Annotated in this window: 21 protein-coding genes, 1 tRNA gene and 1 pseudogene; 10 read left to right on the forward strand and 13 right to left on the reverse strand. The window is 36.4% G+C overall.

Annotated elements, in window-relative coordinates; genetic code table 11:
* Positions 1-1,279: 1,279 nt before the first annotated feature.
* Entirely contained in the window at positions 1,280-3,073 is a 1,794-nt protein-coding gene (locus KI356_RS05380) for an ATP-dependent nuclease (RefSeq protein ID WP_238486175.1), read from the forward strand.
* Positions 3,074-3,368: 295 nt separating this feature from the next.
* Here KI356_RS05380 and KI356_RS05385 read toward each other — a convergent pair.
* Positions 3,369-3,494 (reverse strand): annotated as a pseudogene (locus tag KI356_RS05385) (TetR family transcriptional regulator); the annotation flags it as partial.
* 312 nt (positions 3,495-3,806) lie between these two features.
* Between KI356_RS05385 and KI356_RS05390 the strand changes: the two are divergent.
* Entirely contained in the window at positions 3,807-4,334 is a 528-nt protein-coding gene (locus tag KI356_RS05390; RefSeq protein WP_212934990.1) for a hypothetical protein, read from the forward strand.
* 145 nt (positions 4,335-4,479) lie between these two features.
* Here KI356_RS05390 and KI356_RS05395 read toward each other — a convergent pair whose 3' ends face one another.
* From KI356_RS05395 to KI356_RS05415, 5 genes are all read right to left on the reverse strand, one after another.
* The gene (locus KI356_RS05395; RefSeq protein WP_212934991.1) at positions 4,480-4,728 is read right to left on the reverse strand and encodes a hypothetical protein; all 249 of its coding nucleotides are present in this window, start codon (positions 4,726-4,728) and stop codon (positions 4,480-4,482) included.
* Positions 4,729-5,037: 309 nt separating this feature from the next.
* Positions 5,038-5,448: a hypothetical protein gene (locus KI356_RS28125; RefSeq protein WP_238486176.1), complete on the reverse strand. Its 411-nt coding sequence runs from the start codon at positions 5,446-5,448 to the stop codon at positions 5,038-5,040.
* Positions 5,449-5,490: 42 nt separating this feature from the next.
* Positions 5,491-5,847 carry a phage integrase N-terminal SAM-like domain-containing protein gene (locus tag KI356_RS05405; RefSeq protein ID WP_238486177.1) on the reverse strand — a complete coding sequence of 119 codons (357 nt, stop codon included), beginning with the start codon at positions 5,845-5,847 and terminating at the stop codon, positions 5,491-5,493.
* 229 nt (positions 5,848-6,076) lie between these two features.
* Positions 6,077-6,152 (reverse strand) — tRNA-Arg (locus KI356_RS05410).
* Positions 6,153-6,307: 155 nt separating this feature from the next.
* The gene (locus tag KI356_RS05415; RefSeq protein ID WP_128281861.1) at positions 6,308-6,661 is read right to left on the reverse strand and encodes a YxeA family protein; all 354 of its coding nucleotides are present in this window, start codon (positions 6,659-6,661) and stop codon (positions 6,308-6,310) included.
* Positions 6,662-6,870: 209 nt separating this feature from the next.
* Here KI356_RS05415 and KI356_RS05420 point away from each other — a divergent pair, with 209 nt between their 5' ends.
* From KI356_RS05420 to clpP, 8 genes are all read left to right on the forward strand, one after another.
* Positions 6,871-7,077, forward strand: a complete 207-nt coding sequence (locus tag KI356_RS05420; protein ID WP_002124076.1) for a DUF1657 domain-containing protein — start codon at positions 6,871-6,873, stop codon at positions 7,075-7,077.
* 107 nt (positions 7,078-7,184) lie between these two features.
* Entirely contained in the window at positions 7,185-7,673 is a 489-nt protein-coding gene (locus KI356_RS05425; RefSeq protein ID WP_212934992.1) for a YhcN/YlaJ family sporulation lipoprotein, read from the forward strand.
* 28 nt (positions 7,674-7,701) lie between these two features.
* Positions 7,702-8,178 carry a stage V sporulation protein AC gene (gene spoVAC / locus KI356_RS05430; protein WP_071748034.1) on the forward strand — a complete coding sequence of 159 codons (477 nt, stop codon included), beginning with the start codon at positions 7,702-7,704 and terminating at the stop codon, positions 8,176-8,178.
* Positions 8,179-9,195: a stage V sporulation protein AD gene (gene spoVAD, locus KI356_RS05435; protein ID WP_128281858.1), complete on the forward strand. Its 1,017-nt coding sequence runs from the start codon at positions 8,179-8,181 to the stop codon at positions 9,193-9,195.
* Entirely contained in the window at positions 9,192-9,542 is a 351-nt protein-coding gene (gene spoVAE, locus KI356_RS05440) for a stage V sporulation protein AE (RefSeq protein WP_000575919.1), read from the forward strand. Before spoVAD ends, spoVAE begins: the two co-directional genes overlap by 4 nt.
* Before the next feature lie 11 nt (positions 9,543-9,553).
* Positions 9,554-9,760: a DUF1657 domain-containing protein gene (locus KI356_RS05445; protein WP_000215909.1), complete on the forward strand. Its 207-nt coding sequence runs from the start codon at positions 9,554-9,556 to the stop codon at positions 9,758-9,760.
* A 20-nt stretch (positions 9,761-9,780) separates the two neighbouring features.
* The gene (locus tag KI356_RS05450; RefSeq protein ID WP_128281857.1) at positions 9,781-10,650 is read left to right on the forward strand and encodes a DUF421 domain-containing protein; all 870 of its coding nucleotides are present in this window, start codon (positions 9,781-9,783) and stop codon (positions 10,648-10,650) included.
* 239 nt (positions 10,651-10,889) lie between these two features.
* The gene (clpP, locus tag KI356_RS05455; protein WP_001049163.1) at positions 10,890-11,471 is read left to right on the forward strand and encodes an ATP-dependent Clp endopeptidase proteolytic subunit ClpP; all 582 of its coding nucleotides are present in this window, start codon (positions 10,890-10,892) and stop codon (positions 11,469-11,471) included.
* A gap of 247 nt (positions 11,472-11,718) precedes the next feature.
* On the opposite strand, the gene KI356_RS05460 is transcribed toward clpP, so the two are convergent.
* The 7 genes from KI356_RS05460 to trxB all read right to left on the reverse strand — a co-directional run bounded on the left by KI356_RS05460 (position 11,719) and on the right by trxB (position 17,485).
* Positions 11,719-11,967: an HPr family phosphocarrier protein gene (locus KI356_RS05460; protein WP_002124065.1), complete on the reverse strand. Its 249-nt coding sequence runs from the start codon at positions 11,965-11,967 to the stop codon at positions 11,719-11,721.
* A gap of 23 nt (positions 11,968-11,990) precedes the next feature.
* Positions 11,991-12,941, reverse strand: a complete 951-nt coding sequence (gene whiA / locus KI356_RS05465) for a DNA-binding protein WhiA (protein WP_002016082.1) — start codon at positions 12,939-12,941, stop codon at positions 11,991-11,993.
* Positions 12,942-13,029: 88 nt separating this feature from the next.
* Positions 13,030-13,983, reverse strand: coding sequence for a gluconeogenesis morphogenetic factor MgfK (mgfK, locus tag KI356_RS05470; RefSeq protein WP_212934993.1), 954 nt, complete (start codon positions 13,981-13,983; stop codon positions 13,030-13,032).
* A 3-nt stretch (positions 13,984-13,986) separates the two neighbouring features.
* Positions 13,987-14,868 (reverse strand): RNase adapter RapZ, encoded by an 882-nt coding sequence (rapZ, locus tag KI356_RS05475; RefSeq protein ID WP_002016084.1) that lies wholly within the window; start codon positions 14,866-14,868, stop codon positions 13,987-13,989.
* 20 nt (positions 14,869-14,888) lie between these two features.
* Entirely contained in the window at positions 14,889-15,347 is a 459-nt protein-coding gene (locus tag KI356_RS05480) for an NUDIX hydrolase (protein ID WP_002124062.1), read from the reverse strand.
* 215 nt (positions 15,348-15,562) lie between these two features.
* Positions 15,563-16,369 (reverse strand): DUF368 domain-containing protein, encoded by an 807-nt coding sequence (locus KI356_RS05485; protein ID WP_212934994.1) that lies wholly within the window; start codon positions 16,367-16,369, stop codon positions 15,563-15,565.
* 159 nt (positions 16,370-16,528) lie between these two features.
* The gene (gene trxB / locus KI356_RS05490) at positions 16,529-17,485 is read right to left on the reverse strand and encodes a thioredoxin-disulfide reductase (RefSeq protein WP_128281854.1); all 957 of its coding nucleotides are present in this window, start codon (positions 17,483-17,485) and stop codon (positions 16,529-16,531) included.
* Between the last annotated feature and the right edge of the window lie 38 nt (positions 17,486-17,523).

Raw genomic sequence — 17,523 nt, forward strand, 5'->3', positions numbered from 1 at the left:
TAGTTATTATTGGACTAGCCAAGAATAAAGTGGCTATGCCACCATACAAAAACTTTTTCCTCATTTTATTCCCTATCCCTTCTTTAATATTTATTCAATTTGAATTTCTTTCATTAAACATACGAAAATAGTTCTCTCATTAATAATTACAAAGAGTTATGAAGCTTTCTAGTAAGGATGGTTATGTATGTTTAGCTGTTTTTAGAGTTCCTCCCTCCCCCTATCAAATATAGAAGTAACTGCCACGGATATAATAAATAAGTTAATAAAAAACTTTTGAGGGTTTTAGTAAATACATATAAAAAAGCATATAGCAACGCCCCTTTTGCCATACGCCTGTCTGCTCAGCTACTGCCTGCTTTTAGATTTGGCATTATTGGAGATGACTTCTGTGAAACAGATAAAAGAAGTAGCACTTCCATTATAACTATTTTTCGAATATTCACTCGTCCGGGTTGTGAAAAATGATGCAAAAATTCTCAAGACCCTGTTTCCCCTACTATAGCCCCAGTAGCCCCCTGGTGGTGGAGGTACTATAAACTGATCATCATTTTGGTAAATGGAAGCAGCAATCATATAAGTGCTATATAGTCCTATACTCCCACCTCTGTCTTGTATTGTTTATTTCTTGTTAGGAATACGCAATTATTATCGCTTACTATCGTGTGTACGCTGTGTGTGCAGTACTTATGTATCAGTGCTGTATGTGCTGTGCTATATCATATAACGTCGTATTCCCATATGAAATATGTAATGTATATTATAGTCCTAGTGGATCTTCTAGTTCCTGGGCTGCTGTGGCTGCGTTCTTTACTGTAAATAGCAGTCTCTGCTTCCTGCAGCTTGCCTTGTGTTTTAAGGAATATATCCATGGCCTTTATTTAAAATAACTCATTCATTAATTCATATATAAAATTAGTCAGAGTACGACCAACACCCTACCGATCAGTAACGTCTATCCCAATATGGTTAGTTGCTAAAAAGAAGTTTTACTTTTTTCTTAGAACCACCCTTTATACATTTGCAGCGTTGGGTGTTTTTTCTATGTTTAGTAAATATCAATTAAACACTGCCACAACAAAAAAAGCTAGCTGACATAGTTAGCTTTCTCTGTGTATTCACTACTAATGAACTATTGCGTAAAAAATACGAATAAAAAAATCCCTATCAAAAAGGTTAGTAAATCAATAGTACAAAAACACTGTATTCATTGTATATAATGTTAGATATAGATTCATGATGTACTTTTGAAAAAGAATTTAGAGGAAGGACGAACCAGATGAGAATCGTAGAGACACAGATAGCAGGATTTAAAAGTATTACCTATTCCAAACTATCCTTTAGAGAGAAGGGAACAATCACACACATTAACATCTTAGCAGGTCGTAATAACGCAGGAAAAACAGCTGTTTTAGAGGCTTTATCTAAAGTCTGTCAGTGTTCATTAATGGAGAATGAGGTACCATTCGAACTTAATAAATTTATGAAAGAACACAATAAAGATACTTTTCAAAGTGCAGAGTTTTACCTACTAACTATTGCCGTCTTACTAAATAAATCTGAATTTGAAACTTTATGTGGAGTAAAATCAGAAGATTTTACTCTTTCCGAAAGACATTATCAAGTAAACCTACTAATTAAAGATGATACAATTCTGTCTTACGAAATAGGCTTTTTCGGATATAAGACTAACCCCTCGGTATTTAGACCATTTACTGCTGAATCCCTAAAAGGATTCACTGCATTTGAAAATACTTCCCTTTCAAATGATGAAATAATAAAGAAATTTAAGAAAGCATTTCTATCACTGCTTCAAAACTCAATAGTATTTATAAGTGTTCATAGGGAAATTAAATCTCCAGCGTTAATAAAGCCCAACATAGATTTAGATTCTAACGCGTCAAACTTATATACCGTTTTGTATACATTAAGAAATAATTATGGAGAGATATTTGATGAAATTCAAAAACAGTTTATCCAAATGTTTCCTGATGTTACACGTATCTATACATATATTGACTACGATGAGACAGAACAGGAAAGTTTCACTAGGGTCATGTTAGAGTTTGACAATTATTCTAAAATTATACCGTTAGAAGAATGCGGAAGCGGTTATACACAGGCACTTATATTACTTTGTTTAATTCATTCAAAAAGAGAAAGGATTATACTGTTTGATGAACCTCATCTCTATTTACATCCACATGCTGAAAAATCTATTTATGATTTAGCAGTAAGCAATACAGGAAATCAATATATATTCTCAACACATTCACCAATACTAATAAATTATCCAGTTGAGAAAACAACTTATTTTGTAAAAAAAGAAAAGAACATTTCAAGTTATGTAGAAATGACCAATATAAATGAAGTATTAGATGATTTAGGCATTAGTAATAGTGACTTTTCATTCTCTGATCGTGTAATTTTTGTTGAGGGACCAACTGAAGAAAATATTTTACCTCTCATCTTTGAAAAAAACGGTTTTAGGCAAATTGGTTTTAACTATAAAATAATTAGCTTAAATGGAACTGACAGGGAGTTTACGAAACGAAGTGCAATGACTAATAATTCAAGTAAATTAGAGTCTATTTTTAATGCTATATCTAACTCACCTATTCCTTACACAATAATGCTAGATAAGGATGAAAAAACTCCAGAAAAGATAAAAGAATTAGAAGAGACATATAAAGGCAAAGTTGTTATTTTGCCTCGAAGAGAGATAGAAAACTATTTCTTAAGACCAGAAGCTATATATGATTTAATTAAAAAGCATAATCCAGAACAGGAATTTAAGATAGAAGATATACAAGAGTCTATACAAAATTTCCTAGATGATAAAGATAACAAAACCTTTTATCCAAAAGGCTGTAACAATCAAATTGAAGACGTTAAAGCTAGTATGGTTCTTGAAGCAGTTTTAAATAAGTATTCAATGAGATATAACAAGATTCGTGACGGACTATACATAGCAGAATGGTTATACCAGAATGGTTATCAAGAACTAGATGCAATCTACGGGTTCTTTGCTGATTTTCTTCAAGGTAAACAGCTGGTCACAAACACCCAATAGTTATTACCATTAAAATAAAGTCAAATGATAATAATATTTCACTTTATCAAAGCTAGAATTCATACCATTCCCCTATTATTTTTTGTTATCAATTAATATAAATTGACCTCATAAACTCTTAGTGCGGAATTCATAATGATAAATGTTAGTTGAAAAGTGACTCTTACTTAGACGCTAACCCTAAATTATTTAGTTTGTTATATTATCTCAATTTACTTAAAGGAAACACTATAGTATTTCCTTTAAGTAACTAGCTGGACAAATGAAACAACTGTTTTGTCCAGCCGTTTTCTTTTTAATAATTATATTCTTTAATTTTCACATAAATAGTAGAACGCGGTACACCAGTAGCTTTCACTATATCATTAACACTTAAGCCATTTGTTTCTCTTTCTGCATATAACTTTAAAGCTTGCTTAACGGTCGTAATTCCAGGCCATCCAGTACCTAACGTATCTAATACGGTTCGCCTGTTTGAATATGAATTATTCGGCTACAGGTTCGATAGATGCGTTGCTAGAAACGTTAAATTAGCAGATACACGTCGTATGGTAGAGGCACTTGATTATATGAGGATCGTTGAACCAGGAGAAAAAGAGGAGGAATTAATTTGGGAAGCACTACAAAGTCGCGTACAATCAGAGAAAGAGTAATTGAATTTGAAAAAGCATTTACGGATTAACTAGAAAAGATTGAAAAACAGATCACGGATTGCGAAAAAGAAATAGAGGATTTGCAACTAGAATTACAATTTGTAACTGAAAAAGAATATCCCAAAGCTATTGCGTCCCGTATTTTAAGTGGTGATCCAACTGAAACAAACAAACTAAAACAGCTAATTGACAAGCTACAGGATCAAATCCAGGATAAGCAAGAGGATCTAGTTGTTTATCATAACATTAAAGATCGCTTTATTGCCGAGAAGGTAGAAGAATCTCGCGGCTTCATTATCCCTTTTAACGAGGAAAAGCGCAATACAGCTGCACAGATCCTAAAGGCCAAGCGTGCCTACTTAGAAGCGATCCTGGAGGAATCCAAGCCGCTACATGACTTCCAGACTGCAGATCTAAAGCTACAGCACGTACTAAGTTATGGTGGCGTCGCAAAACCTTTAAGCGGATTCCCGCTAGATCTCGCACCTAAACACGGTGAACGAATGTTTCATAACAATGTTTATTTAGCTGTTACTAATGCAGAAGCTAACAGGTTTATTAAACAATCACCTAATCCGGACGATCTGGAGTACTTACCCGTAAAATAAATAGCAACACAAAAAGCCCAGCTGACTCAACACCCCGAGTTAGTTGGGCTTCTTTTTTTATATACAATTACCTGCGATTACGATAAACGCTACTATACATATCTTCCAGTTTTAAATATTCAATTCTCAATTCAAGTCGTGAGAGTTATGCATCAAAAGCAACATCGAAATTCTGGCCAATAAATTGATTATAGTACATTAAATGTTTCCTGAACATCGGCAACTCTTTTTCTACTTCATCCACTGGAAAATCATTAATATCTTTCTCTAGATAATAATTTAATTTAGTATCAAACCAATCTCTTAAAATAAAATCAATTGCACGCCTATATGCTACACTTCTCTCTATCCCTTCAGAATCGGGCCATTTAATCTTCTCTAAATCCTCCTCCATTAGATCTCCCCCTAACTAAAGTATCTTCCTTAAGATTTAACATTTAAATAACTTAACCAAACCGATTGGTTTCTAACCATAAAAAAAGATCCTGCCCCCTGCAAGATCTCCACGTGTAAAATATACTTTTAAAGAATCGAATAATATTGTCGCTGCTGCAATTAAAATCTATCATAGGGACGTTTTCCCTACGAATCAGCAAAGCGATATCTTCTTCCCTAGAAAACGCCAAAATACGTCGATGAGATTCGCATTCTGACGCTATTAACTTTGCTTTTATGTACAGTTTTGCTAATCTTCTTCTACAGCTTAAGGTCTTAAATTATTACTAGGATCTCCGTCCGGATTGGAACGAATATGCGGTTTAACATATGTTCCATCACCTCTATAGTAACCATCTACTGAATGTATACCCGGATTAGAATTTCCAGACCCACCTGGCGAATCATCATCATCTAGATAATAATCTTCTGACTCAAGGTCACCAAATTTACGTAGACAATCACTATCTGTAGTACATTTTGCCCTTGTATCCTCAGGTGATGAAAACAAGTTTACTACTCCCGTTCCTATGCCTATTAAAATCCAGAAGCATGCTAATCTAAAAGTAGCCCTCTTAATTAAAGCAAACCTTTCCTCTTTTTTATTACTTTCTATATCAGAATAAGCAGCGATCGAAAGTATAATATAAAATACCGAAATACCCACCCAATACTTCAAATAACCCCCCCTTCCTTTACTACTTACTTATAATTATATACCTTATTTCTTCATTCTCCGTATAGATCTTACTCTATATTTGGTATAAATCTCTTTTTCCTCTATCGTTGCTAGTAGTAGTTGCTTATATATTCCACTATCCGTGGTTAATAGATGATTCACGTATTTCCTTATATCATCTTTCGTAACATCGGCAATGAGTTGACGGTCAATAATATTAATGAACTCCGCCCAAAACATTCTATAATCACTTACGGTACGTTCTCTATATCCTTCTGAAACGTAAATGTCCATAACACGTTCTAACGCCCTATTAACCGTAATAGAAGGCTTAAAGAGAACGATGTCTGTATCGATGTCACGACGTTTTCCAATCGCACGTCTTTTAACTCTTTTCATAACGAAAAAACCCCCTGTACATGATTATTTCTAATCACATACAAGGGGTTTCCCTAATCTTACTGCCATTTTTTCTACGTGTTATTAACGTTATTAAGTGACGCTTACTTAATATCATAAACCTTTCCGTTTTAGACTAGAACGTGTCATAGTAACGCATAATACATGACGTTTATCCAAAAGGTTTCGCAAAGGAATGTATATAGAGTAAGACTTTCGCGGTATAAAACGCGCCCAGAGGGATTCGAACCCCCGGCAGACGTGGTACCGGAAACCACCGCTCTATCCGACTGAGCTATGGGCGCATGATTATAAAATACACTTCATTTTCTTCTCATAATAATAGCAATAAAAACCATTTAAATCAATAAAAACTCTTTGATAACACATTATATATACGCTTTTTTCTGCATAAAAACGCCCCCTAATCTCTACATTTAGGAGGCAATTCTTAACCGTTTTATTTATCTAGTTTCTCTTTAATCTCTTTTGGAATTTCATTCGGCTGTACTTCTTGGTATGTTTCAATATATTCCCCTTTTGTTTTAACCTGCACATACGCTCCCTCTCTTAAGCCATTAGGGGCATAAAACTTAACATCTCTTTCTTCACCTGAAGCGTAATAACCAGTAAGTTTATAGTCTCCAGCTACTTCTCCAATTCTGGTTAGTCGACCAGATTCCTTTGCTTTTACGTATACCCAGTCCTCTTTTACAAGCGGGTTATATCTATCCGTTATCTCATTATGAGAAAAGCTTGCCACACCAATAACTAATATAAAAATTCCAATTAAACCTAATAATAATTTCTTCATTTTTCTCTCCTTAAAATATCCTTTTAACTTGCCTTACTTACTTTCTTTATTCTAGAAGAAAAAGTTTTTTTCCACTATCGCTTATCCTTACATATTCATTACAAAATTGTAATCTACACATGCTACATCCCTAAAATTCCCAATCATAAATTCACCCCAATTCACAAATTATAACTTTTGAATTGATATTCCAAAGGGGGCTTCATTCAATGACTGTAATTACAAAACTAAAGCAAACTGTTTCTGGATTAAAAAGTGCACAAGCTAGCTTAGAGGGATTCGCTCTTGATACGGATAACCAACAAGCAAAGCAACTTTTCCAAACAGCTGCAGAGCAAACACAAACAATTATTGATTCTTTAAACCCACGTGTTGAAGAAGTCCAACAAGAAGAACCACAATACACACAGCAATAACCAAAAGTACCATTTCATCTAATGGTACACAATTTGAGAAAAAGGATGATATGCAATCATCCTTTTTCTCTCACATTACATAATGCAATAGAAATGGAATGATTATAATGCGAAAACTCGGAATCATAACCGCGTTATTTATGCTCCTATTCGGTTCACTTCCCGGATGTGACAATAGCCCGTTAGATAAAAAGGTAAAGAAAGAAGAAGCAAAACGAACGAAAGAAGACAAGGGCCCTAAGTTAACAAAAATGAGTACAGAATCCTTTAATCAATCTATATCGCAAGAAGCTAAGAAAAAAGCTCTCGCTATGGAGGGAATTATAGAAGCTACCGCAGTTAATACAAATTTAGATCTTTACATAGCCGTCAAACCTGAACATCACGAAAGATTTGGTTTAAAACCTTTACGAAGTAAATTAAAAAAGAAGCTAAGTGATGAAAATCCTACTTTCGATATTCGTGTAAGTACAGACAAAAAGATCTATATGCTCATAGAAGAACTTGAAAACAAAATTAAGAAAAAGAAAGTAAGTAAAGATGGTATTAAAGATCAATTGAAACTCATTCAATCAGAAATGGGATCTAATATTTAAGCTTTCTAAAAGAGAAGGAAGGATTCAAATGTCTAGTAAAGATAAAAATTTAACGCCTGTACAACAAGAATATAAAAAATTCGAACAACAGCGCGAACCGAAGCGCCCCGTTTTAAAAAATTGTATAAAAGCTTTTCTCGTCGGGGGATTCATTTGTCTAATAGGCCAACTAATCTCCACCTTTTATATTACTTATTTTGATTTCACTGAACGCTCTGCCGGGAATCCTACAGTTGCCACTCTTATTTTTATTTCTATGCTACTGACGGGATTTGGCGTCTACGATCGACTTGGGCAATTTGCTGGTGCTGGCACCGCAGTTCCCGTTACCGGATTTGGTAACTCTGTTATTGCCGCATGTATTGAACACCGGACAGAAGGATTCGTTCTCGGCGTTGGTGGTAACATGTTTAAACTAGCAGGATCGGTCATCTTATTTGGCGTATTTTCAGCTTTTGTCATCGCTCTTATTAAAACGATTCTCTTTCAATGGGGAGGGCTGTAAATGTTACAAGGACACCGAACATGGGTATTCGAAAACAAACCAGTTATCATTTCAACAGGTGTAGTCGGCGGCCCATTTGAAGCAAATGGAAAAATCCCTGAAGACTTCGATACCCTGCATGAAGATTTATGGCTCGGACAAGATTCTTACGAAAAGGCGCATAAAATTTTATTTGAAGAAGCTTGTAGCCGCGCTACCGAAAAGGCAAAGCTCCGTAAAGACGATATTCAATTCGTACTCGCAGGGGATTTAATTAATCAAATAACTCCAACGAGCTTTGCATGCCGCACACTTGGCACACCTTATCTCGGATTATTTGGTGCTTGTTCTACTTCTATGGAAGGTTTAGCGCTCGGTGCAAGTATCGTAAATGCAAAAGGCGCAAAATATTTATTAACTGGAGCTTCAAGCCATAACGCTGCCGTGGAAAAACAATTTCGTTATCCAACTGAATATGGTGGTCAAAAACCTCCTACGGCTCAGTGGACAGTGACCGGTGCAGGCGCGGCTATTTTAAGCGACACTGGATATGGTCCACAAGTAACATCGGCCACCATTGGACGAGTTATTGATATGGGACTAACAGATCCATTTAATATGGGAGGCGCGATGGCTCCAGCTGCTGTCGATACAATTGAAGCTCATTTAAGAGAAAGAAATCTCGATGCATCTCACTACGATTTAATCGTAACAGGCGACCTCGGACACGTTGGACGCGAAATTGCTTACGACTTACTACATAAACATGGAACAAAAGTAACAAGTGAACAATTTCAAGATTGCGGACTACTCATTTACAGAGAAGGTCAGCCTGTAATAGCCGGCGGGAGTGGCCCAGGCTGTTCAGCAACAGTCGTGTACGGGCATTTATTAAATAGAATGAAAAAAGGAGAATTCAAAAGGATACTCGTTGTCGCGACAGGTGCTTTACTATCTCCGATTACATTCCAACAAGAAGAAACGATTCCGTGTATCGCTCACGCTGTTTCGATTGAATTTGGAGGTGCAATGCAATGATTTTTTTCTGGGCTTTTGTCATTGGTGGACTTATATGTGTAATTGGTCAACTTATGTTTGATGTCGGTAAACTTACTCCTGCTCATACAATGGCAACACTCGTTGTTGCTGGAGCTATATTAGATGGATTCAATCTGTATGAACCATTAATTGATTTCGCTGGAGCTGGGGCAACGGTACCGATTACAAGTTTCGGTAACGCCCTCGTTCACGGCGCTATGGAAGAAGCTGCAAAACACGGAATTGTCGGCGTTATTACCGGTATGTTTAAAGTAACGAGCGCAGGTGTATCAGCAGCGATTATTTTCGGCTTCATTGGAGCATTGCTATTTAAACCGAAAGGATAAGAGGTGTTGTCATGACTGTTATCGCTAGCGTAAAAACTTGCCTTGCCAGTGTAAGAGGGGCTCAAGCAAGTTTAAGCTCCCTTTCATTAAATTCACAAGACGAAGAATCAAAACGCGTATTTCATGAATGTATGTTAGAAATGGACAGCGTCATCGCTGATTTAAAGGATAGAATTTCAGTATTAGAACGTGAAGAACCTCAATATAAAGGGTTTTAAGTAGACTGGAGGAAATGACTATGTCTCACCTGCCCGAATGGACACTCGTTATTCTTCGCTCTGTATTCATATTAATCATTTTATTCGCTATTACGAAATGGTTAGGGAAAAGACAAATCTCTCAGCTCTCCTTTTTTGAATACATAGCCGGAATGACAATCGGTGACATCGCTGCCCAAGTATCTACAGGGCTCGATTCAAAATTTTTCCACGGCGTCTTTGCGATACTCATTTTCGCTGTGGTACCTTTTTTCACAGGAATCCTCTCCTTAAAGAACAAAACAGCTCGGGACTTCTTTGAAGGGAAATCTACCGTATTAATAAAAGATGGAAAAATACTCGAAGATAACTTAAAGAAAGAAAAATATACAAGTGACGAATTACTTGAACTACTCCGAGGAAAAGATGCGTTCAGCGTAGCTGATGTTGAATTTGCAGTATTAGAACCGAGCGGAGAGTTAAATGTATTACTGAAGAAAGATCGCCAGCCACTCACAGCAAAAGACATCGGTTTAAAAGTACCGAATGAAAAAGAACCACAAACTGTTATTATGGATGGAAATGTATTAGATGAGCCTCTTTCCTCTAGTGGACATAACCGTGCTTGGTTACATTCCGAATTAGAAAAACTCGGTGTTGTCATTGAAAATGTCTTTCTCGGTCAAGTTGACTCATACGGACAACTTACTATCGATATTTATAATGATAAACTCCAAATGCCTTCCCCTCAAAACAAGCCTTTATTATTAGCATCTTTAAAGAAATGCCATGCTGATCTTGAATTATTCTCTTTAGAAACGAAATCAAAATCAGCGAGTGATATGTATAGTAAAAACGCGAAACAAGTCGAAACAATTTTAAATAAGGTAACCTATCTTTTAAAAGAATAAATACCGAAAGAACGCTTCAGTAAAAAGGCGTTCTTTTGCCTTTTCTACACCTTTAATCACGTTTAAATTTATGTAATTCGGTTATGATGTTGAAGATACATAAGCAGGGGATTTTAAAAACATAGCGAATAAATCATGATACAACTACATATTTTTTGATTTAAAGTGGTTTCGTTTGACCTTCATTGACCATAATTGTATTATAAGACTAAGAAAGCTTTTAAAGGAGGAAATAACAGATGAATTTAATTCCTACAGTAATTGAACAAACAAATCGTGGAGAACGCGCTTACGATATTTACTCTCGACTATTAAAAGACCGCATCATTATGCTTGGTAGCGCAATTGATGACAACGTAGCAAACTCTATCGTTTCCCAGCTTTTATTCTTGGAATCTCAAGATCCAGAAAAAGATATTCACATCTATATCAACAGCCCTGGTGGTTCTATCACAGCTGGTATGGCAATTTACGATACAATGCAGTTTATTAAACCACAAGTATCAACAATCTGTATCGGTATGGCTGCATCTATGGGTGCATTCTTACTTGCAGCAGGTGAAAAAGGAAAACGTTACGCACTTCCAAACAGTGAAGTAATGATTCACCAACCACTCGGCGGTGCACAAGGTCAAGCGACTGAAATCGAAATCGCTGCAAAACGTATCCTATTCTTACGTGAAAAATTAAACCAAATTCTTGCTGACCGCACAGGTCAACCACTTGAAGTTCTACAACGCGACACAGACCGCGACAACTTCATGACAGCAGAAAGAGCTCTAGAATACGGCTTAATCGATAAGATCTTTACAAATCGTTAATAACTAAAAGCAGAAGCGGCTCGTTCTGAATCGTAGGGCGATGGAGCCCCTGATTCCGAGGCGCTTTTTGCCTCGAATGAAGGGGCGAAACGACCGGAGATTCTAGCCGCTGGAGCTAGATATAACTAAAAGCGGAAGCGCCCTATTACAGGGCGCTTATTTATTATCATGTACTCCCATCAATTAAACTCAACTCACAAATAAACAACAAAATACAGAAAAGCTATCGCACATTCGCGATAGCCTTTTATTGTACATATGCAGCTAATGCTTCCAAAGCCTCTTCTGCATCTGAACCTTCTGTTGTGATTGTAATCATGCTACCAGTTCCGATTGCTAAGCTCATAATCCCCATTATGCTCTTTGCATTAACTGTCTTTCCATCTTTCTCAATAAAAATATCAGAATGAAAACGATTTGCTTCTTGTACAAACAACGCAGCCGGACGTGCTTGTAAGCCGTTTTTTAATGCAACTTTAACCAACTTTTGAACCACAGCTCCATTTCCCCTTTAACCTCTTATTTTTTTGCTACTGTTTCCCCCGCGCGTAATTTCTCTGCAATTTCATCGATTTTACGCAAACGATGATTAATACCCGATTTACTAATTTTCCCCCCGGATACCATCTCACCTAACTCTTTCAATGTTACATCTTGATAATCTCTTCGTAACTGTGCAATTTCTCTTAATTTATCTGGCAAAATATCAAGCCCAACCGTCTCATCAATATAGCGGATGTTCTCAATTTGCCTTAACGCTGCACCAATTGTTTTATTTAAATTAGCTGTTTCGCAATTAACTAAACGATTTACTGAATTACGCATATCGCGAACAATTCGAATATCTTCAAATCTTAAAAGTGCATTATGAGCACCTATAATATTTAAAAACTCTGTAATTTTTTCAGCTTCTTTCAAATACGTAATGTACCCTTTTCTTCTTTCCAACGTCTTACTATTTAAATCAAATCCGTTCATCAGTTCACATATAGAATCATTATGTTCCTTATATAACGAAAAGATCTCTAAATGATAAGATGATGTTTCTGGGTTATTTACTGAACCACCTGCTAAAAATGCACCACGTAAATACGATCGTTTACAACATTTCTTCTCGATTAATTCCTGCGATATATTTCGAATAAACGAAAAGTCATCTCGAACAATGTGAAGATCTGCTAATATTTCGCGAGACTTCTCAACAAGCCGCACGATATATACATTATTTTTCTTCAATCGCATTTTTTTACGAACAAGTAATTCTACCGTCACATCATATCCTTTTTTCAAAAGCGTATAAATCCTTCTTGCAATTGCTGCATTTTCCGTTTGAATATCAATAGATAGGCGACGGTTTGAAAAAGAAAGCGATCCGTTCATTCGAAGCAACGCCGATAACTCTGATTTCTCACAGCATTCCTTCATTTCAAGGTTGGTCAACTCTTTCTTTGTTTCTGATGCAAATGACACAGTCAACACCTCCTTATACTATTAATCTGGAACAAAAATCTTGTCCTATATGAATGAGGAGCGTTACCTCAAACGAGGCAACGCACATTTATAACAATGAATATAAAATAGAAGCTAACTTTAATGTATCATGTCTTACAACACGATCATCATATTTCGCTAATTGATCTTGAATGATTTCGATATTATGTTTAGCAAAACGATCTGTATCCAGTGCAACTGGTTCCGACATTTCTTCCTCATATAACTTACGTAATTCACGAGGAATATCACGATTATTTACAATCGCAGTGTCGATAAATGGTTTACCTAAATGATCATGTAACGCCTGCACATGATCAAACGCAGTATAACCCATCGTTTCGCCCGCTTGCGTCATAACATTACATACATATACCTTCTTCGCTTTCGCAGCAAGAACAGCGTCTCCAATTTTGTTAACAACTAAATTCGGTAATATACTTGTGTACAGACTTCCTGGACCGAAAACAAGCAAATCAGCTCGTTTAATTTCCGTCAACGTTTCACATAACGGTTCTACATCTTCTGGAGTTAAAAAGACACGATTAATCTTCTTTCCGAAATAAGGAATCTTTGATTCACCTGTTACAATTTCTCCATCTTCTAATTCTGCATGAAGTACCGCACTTTGATTCGCTGCTGGCAATACACGTCCTCTGACATTTAATACTTTACTCGTTTCCGTAATCGCGTGGTAAAAGTCTCCTGTAATCGAAGTCATACCTGCCAATAGTAAATTGCCTAACGCATGACCTTTCAGCCCGTCTCCAGTTGTAAAACGGTGCTGAAATAAAGCTTCCACTAATGGTTCTACATCTGATAACGCAACAAGTACGTTACGAATATCACCTGGAGGTGGAATTTCTAGCTCATCACGTAGTCTACCTGAACTGCCTCCATCGTCGGCTACTGTTACAACTGCTGTAATATCAACAGGATATTGCTTTAATCCTCTTAATAAAACAGAAAGTCCAGTTCCACCTCCCATGATAACAATTTTAGGTTTTCTCTCTTTTTTCATCCCTTAATGGCCCTTTCTCTTCTCCACATCACGATGAGATACATGAACGCTATACTCTGGTTTCAAATGTTTCCCAAGGTACTCTGTAAGCGTAACAGAACGATGTTGTCCACCTGTACATCCAATCGCAATTACAAGTTGACTCTTACCTTCTCTTTTATAATGAGGCAGCATGAAAGTGATAAGATCCGTCAATTTCTCTAAAAACTTATGTGTTTCATTAAATTTCAACACATACGACGAAACTTCTTCATCCAGTCCTGTTAATGGCTTCATATGTGGAATATAATATGGATTTGGTAAAAAACGAACATCAAATACTAAATCAGCATCAATTGGAATTCCGTACTTAAATCCAAATGACATAACATTTACACGGAACGCTTGCTCAGTTTCTGTTGAGAACAAGTGAACAATTTTCTCTCGTAATTCTTTCGGTTTCAAATCAGATGTATCAAGCACAATATTCGCTCGCGCTTTCATATCAGTTAATAGACCACGCTCAGCTTCAATTCCCTTTAACGGCAATCCAGTTGGCGCAAGTGGATGCGAACGTCTCGTTTCTTTATAACGAGTTACAAGCGTGCTATCTTTCGCATCTAAAAATAAAATATGAGGAATAATCCATGTACGTTCTGATAAATCATCAAGTGCTCCCCATAAATATTCAAAAAACTCTCGGCCACGTAAATCAATACCGAGTGCTACTTTATTCATTTTACCTTTTGAATCCGCCATAAGTTCAATAAACTTCGGCAATAACATCGGTGGTAAATTATCTACACAAAAATATCCTAAATCTTCAAAACTTTGTAACGCTACCGTTTTTCCAGCTCCAGACATCCCTGTAATAATTACCATTTTTATATCATTATTCTCTGTCATCGTATCCTCTCCTTGAAGGTTTAACTCGGATCTAATCGATATGAAAGCAACTCAAAATCTGGGGTATATACAAATGTACCGTAGATTATACCATTCCCTTTAATTAAATAATCAATAATGTGATAATCTCCTGGTGCCATTGCTAAATCATCAATTTTATCAAATGTATGCCAACCAATGATGCCTTCTTCGCTCTCTAATTTGTTTTCTCCTGCAAAATCTGTTGCTAAAAAGGAGAACATCATCCATTCAGAAACAACTTTATCACCTTCTTGGATGACAAAAGTGAAGACCCCTTTTAATGCTGGATTCTTTAAATAAATACCTGTTTCTTCACGATACTCGCGAACAACGGTATCTCTTACCGTCTCACCACGCTCCATTTTCCCGCCCGGTGCAACCCACCAATTTCGGCGAGGTTTTTGGAGTAAGAGTACTTCATTATCTCTAATTAACACACAGTTTGTCACTCTTTGCATGTTTCTTCACCTCAGCTACTTGCAGCAAAATTTTTCACTGCATACTCATTTCATTATACTATCAAAAACAGTTTGCTACAACGAAGGTGCCAGTACCCTTTTGCTAAGTAATTGTAAAAATTCTTTCTATAACAAGCAATCAAAATGCCTTACTTCCCATGAATAGCACATAAAAATCCCCTTAACGTTTTTACCGTTAAGGGGACGAAAAGCCCTTATTTCTTACCGAAGTAAGTAACAATCGCAAATCCTAAAATAAAAGTAATAATTGAACTTACAATTGAAATCCCACCAGTCGGAATGCCAGGGAACACAATGACAATCGACCCGATAACGAGCCCAATAATTGCCGCAAATGTCATACTTTTATAACGATCTAACAAATAACTAATTCCTTTACTACTTACAACAAATCCGGCCATAACGCCGGCACCGATAACCACGATTAACGGTAAATTGAGTGTAGTTAAAGCGTTAATTGCTGTTGGATACACACCAATAATTAATAAAATAAACGATCCACTAATTCCAGGAAGAAGCATAGCCATACTAGCCATCCATCCTGCGAAAAATAAACCAATTGCATTTAAAATTGTTAACGTCGTAATTGGATCCGCTGCCTTATCTGGTTTAAAGAATGCTGTTATTGCAACAAGAATTGCTGCAATTATTAATAAGGCAATATGACTACCTTTAAACGTTGCCTTTGCATCAGCTTCTCTCATTAACATCGGTAATATACTAATAATTAAACCGAGGAAGAAAAATTGAGTCGGTTCATAATGATTTGCTAATAAATATTTAATAACGTGACTTAACGTTAGAAAAGCTGCCGCTACACCAGCTGCAAGTGGGATTAAAAACGCTAAATGTTTTTTCCATTCACGACTAAAGAATCCGCTAATTGCTGCGAGCAATTGTTCATAAATCCCTAACACAACAGCGATTGTTCCGCCGCTCACACCAGGAATTAAATCACTAACACCCATACAAAATCCACGATATATATTACGCCATTCCATACTGAATAAATTCCTCATTTCTTATAGTGATTTTTTCCGTAAATTCTAGTATAACAATAAGAAACATTATATTCTTAATTATTTTTGACAAAAGTTTGACATTTGAACAAAAAAGAAAGCCACCTATCGGCAGCTTTCTTCTCAAAAGGAAAAATAACCTTATTTTTCTGTTACAGTCTTTAGTTCCTCTACTAACTCTTCTATATAATGCTGTGCACTCTGCGCTGCAATACTACCATCGCCTGTTGCAGTTACAATTTGACGAAGCATTTTTTCACGAACATCACCAGCTGCGAAAATACCAGGAACTTTCGTTTCCATACGCTCGTTCGTTTCAAAATAACCATTTTCATTTGTAATACCTAACTCAACAAACGGTTTTGATAGTGGTAACATACCGATGTATATGAAAACGCCGTCAGTTTTAACTTCTTGTTCTTCTCCGCTGTTTACATCTACAAGTGTTACGCTTCCTACTTTACCATTTGCGTCGTTAATTTCTTTTATAGTGTGATTCCAAATGAAATCTACTTTCTCATTTTGGAAAGCACGATCTTGTAAAATTTTCTGTGCACGAAGCGTGTCACGACGGTGAACGATTGTTACTTTTGATGCGAAGCGTGTTAAGAACACACCCTCTTCAACAGCAGAATCTCCGCCGCCAATAACAACAAGTTCTTTCCCTTTAAAGAATGCACCATCACATACTGCACAATATGATACACCGCGGCCGCCAAGTTCTGTTTCACCTGGCACACCAATTTTTTTATACTCTGCACCGCTTGCAACGATAATTGCACGTGCTTTATATTCTTTTTTACCAGCAATAATTGTTTTGTACTCTTTACCATCGATGATTTTTTTCACATCACCGTATGCATATTCAGCACCAAATTTCTTCGCATGCTCAAACATTTTATTTGATAAGTCTGGTCCTAAAATAGACTCATAACCTGGATAGTTCTCTACATCTTCTGTATTTGCCATTTGTCCACCTGGAATACCACGCTCAAGCATCAGTGTGCTTAAATTCGCACGAGATGTATATACCGCAGCTGTCATACCAGCTGGTCCTGCACCAATAATAATGACATCATAAATTTTTTCTTCTGACACACTATTCACTCCCATTCATTCATACACATTAAGTTACC

This window comes from Bacillus hominis (genome assembly GCF_018332515.1).
Taxonomy (GTDB): domain Bacteria; phylum Bacillota; class Bacilli; order Bacillales; family Bacillaceae_G; genus Bacillus_A; species Bacillus_A hominis.

What these genes read in the sequence shown, in the direction of transcription:
- KI356_RS05380 (WP_238486175.1), top strand. Translation starts at nt 1,280, where the DNA reads ATGAGAATCGTAGAGACACAGATAGCAGGATTTAAAAGTATTACCTAT.
- KI356_RS05395 (WP_212934991.1), bottom strand. Translation starts at nt 4,728, where the DNA reads ATGGAGGAGGATTTAGAGAAGATTAAATGGCCCGATTCTGAAGGGATA.
- KI356_RS05405 (WP_238486177.1), bottom strand. Translation starts at nt 5,847, where the DNA reads ATGAAAAGAGTTAAAAGACGTGCGATTGGAAAACGTCGTGACATCGAT.
- KI356_RS05415 (WP_128281861.1), bottom strand. Translation starts at nt 6,661, where the DNA reads ATGAAGAAATTATTATTAGGTTTAATTGGAATTTTTATATTAGTTATT.
- KI356_RS05420 (WP_002124076.1), top strand. Translation starts at nt 6,871, where the DNA reads ATGACTGTAATTACAAAACTAAAGCAAACTGTTTCTGGATTAAAAAGT.
- KI356_RS05425 (WP_212934992.1), top strand. Translation starts at nt 7,185, where the DNA reads ATGCGAAAACTCGGAATCATAACCGCGTTATTTATGCTCCTATTCGGT.
- spoVAC (WP_071748034.1), top strand. Translation starts at nt 7,702, where the DNA reads ATGTCTAGTAAAGATAAAAATTTAACGCCTGTACAACAAGAATATAAA.
- spoVAD (WP_128281858.1), top strand. Translation starts at nt 8,179, where the DNA reads ATGTTACAAGGACACCGAACATGGGTATTCGAAAACAAACCAGTTATC.
- spoVAE (WP_000575919.1), top strand. Translation starts at nt 9,192, where the DNA reads ATGATTTTTTTCTGGGCTTTTGTCATTGGTGGACTTATATGTGTAATT.
- KI356_RS05445 (WP_000215909.1), top strand. Translation starts at nt 9,554, where the DNA reads ATGACTGTTATCGCTAGCGTAAAAACTTGCCTTGCCAGTGTAAGAGGG.
- KI356_RS05450 (WP_128281857.1), top strand. Translation starts at nt 9,781, where the DNA reads ATGTCTCACCTGCCCGAATGGACACTCGTTATTCTTCGCTCTGTATTC.
- clpP (WP_001049163.1), top strand. Translation starts at nt 10,890, where the DNA reads ATGAATTTAATTCCTACAGTAATTGAACAAACAAATCGTGGAGAACGC.
- mgfK (WP_212934993.1), bottom strand. Translation starts at nt 13,983, where the DNA reads ATGAAAAAAGAGAGAAAACCTAAAATTGTTATCATGGGAGGTGGAACT.
- rapZ (WP_002016084.1), bottom strand. Translation starts at nt 14,868, where the DNA reads ATGACAGAGAATAATGATATAAAAATGGTAATTATTACAGGGATGTCT.
- KI356_RS05480 (WP_002124062.1), bottom strand. Translation starts at nt 15,347, where the DNA reads ATGCAAAGAGTGACAAACTGTGTGTTAATTAGAGATAATGAAGTACTC.
- KI356_RS05485 (WP_212934994.1), bottom strand. Translation starts at nt 16,369, where the DNA reads ATGGAATGGCGTAATATATATCGTGGATTTTGTATGGGTGTTAGTGAT.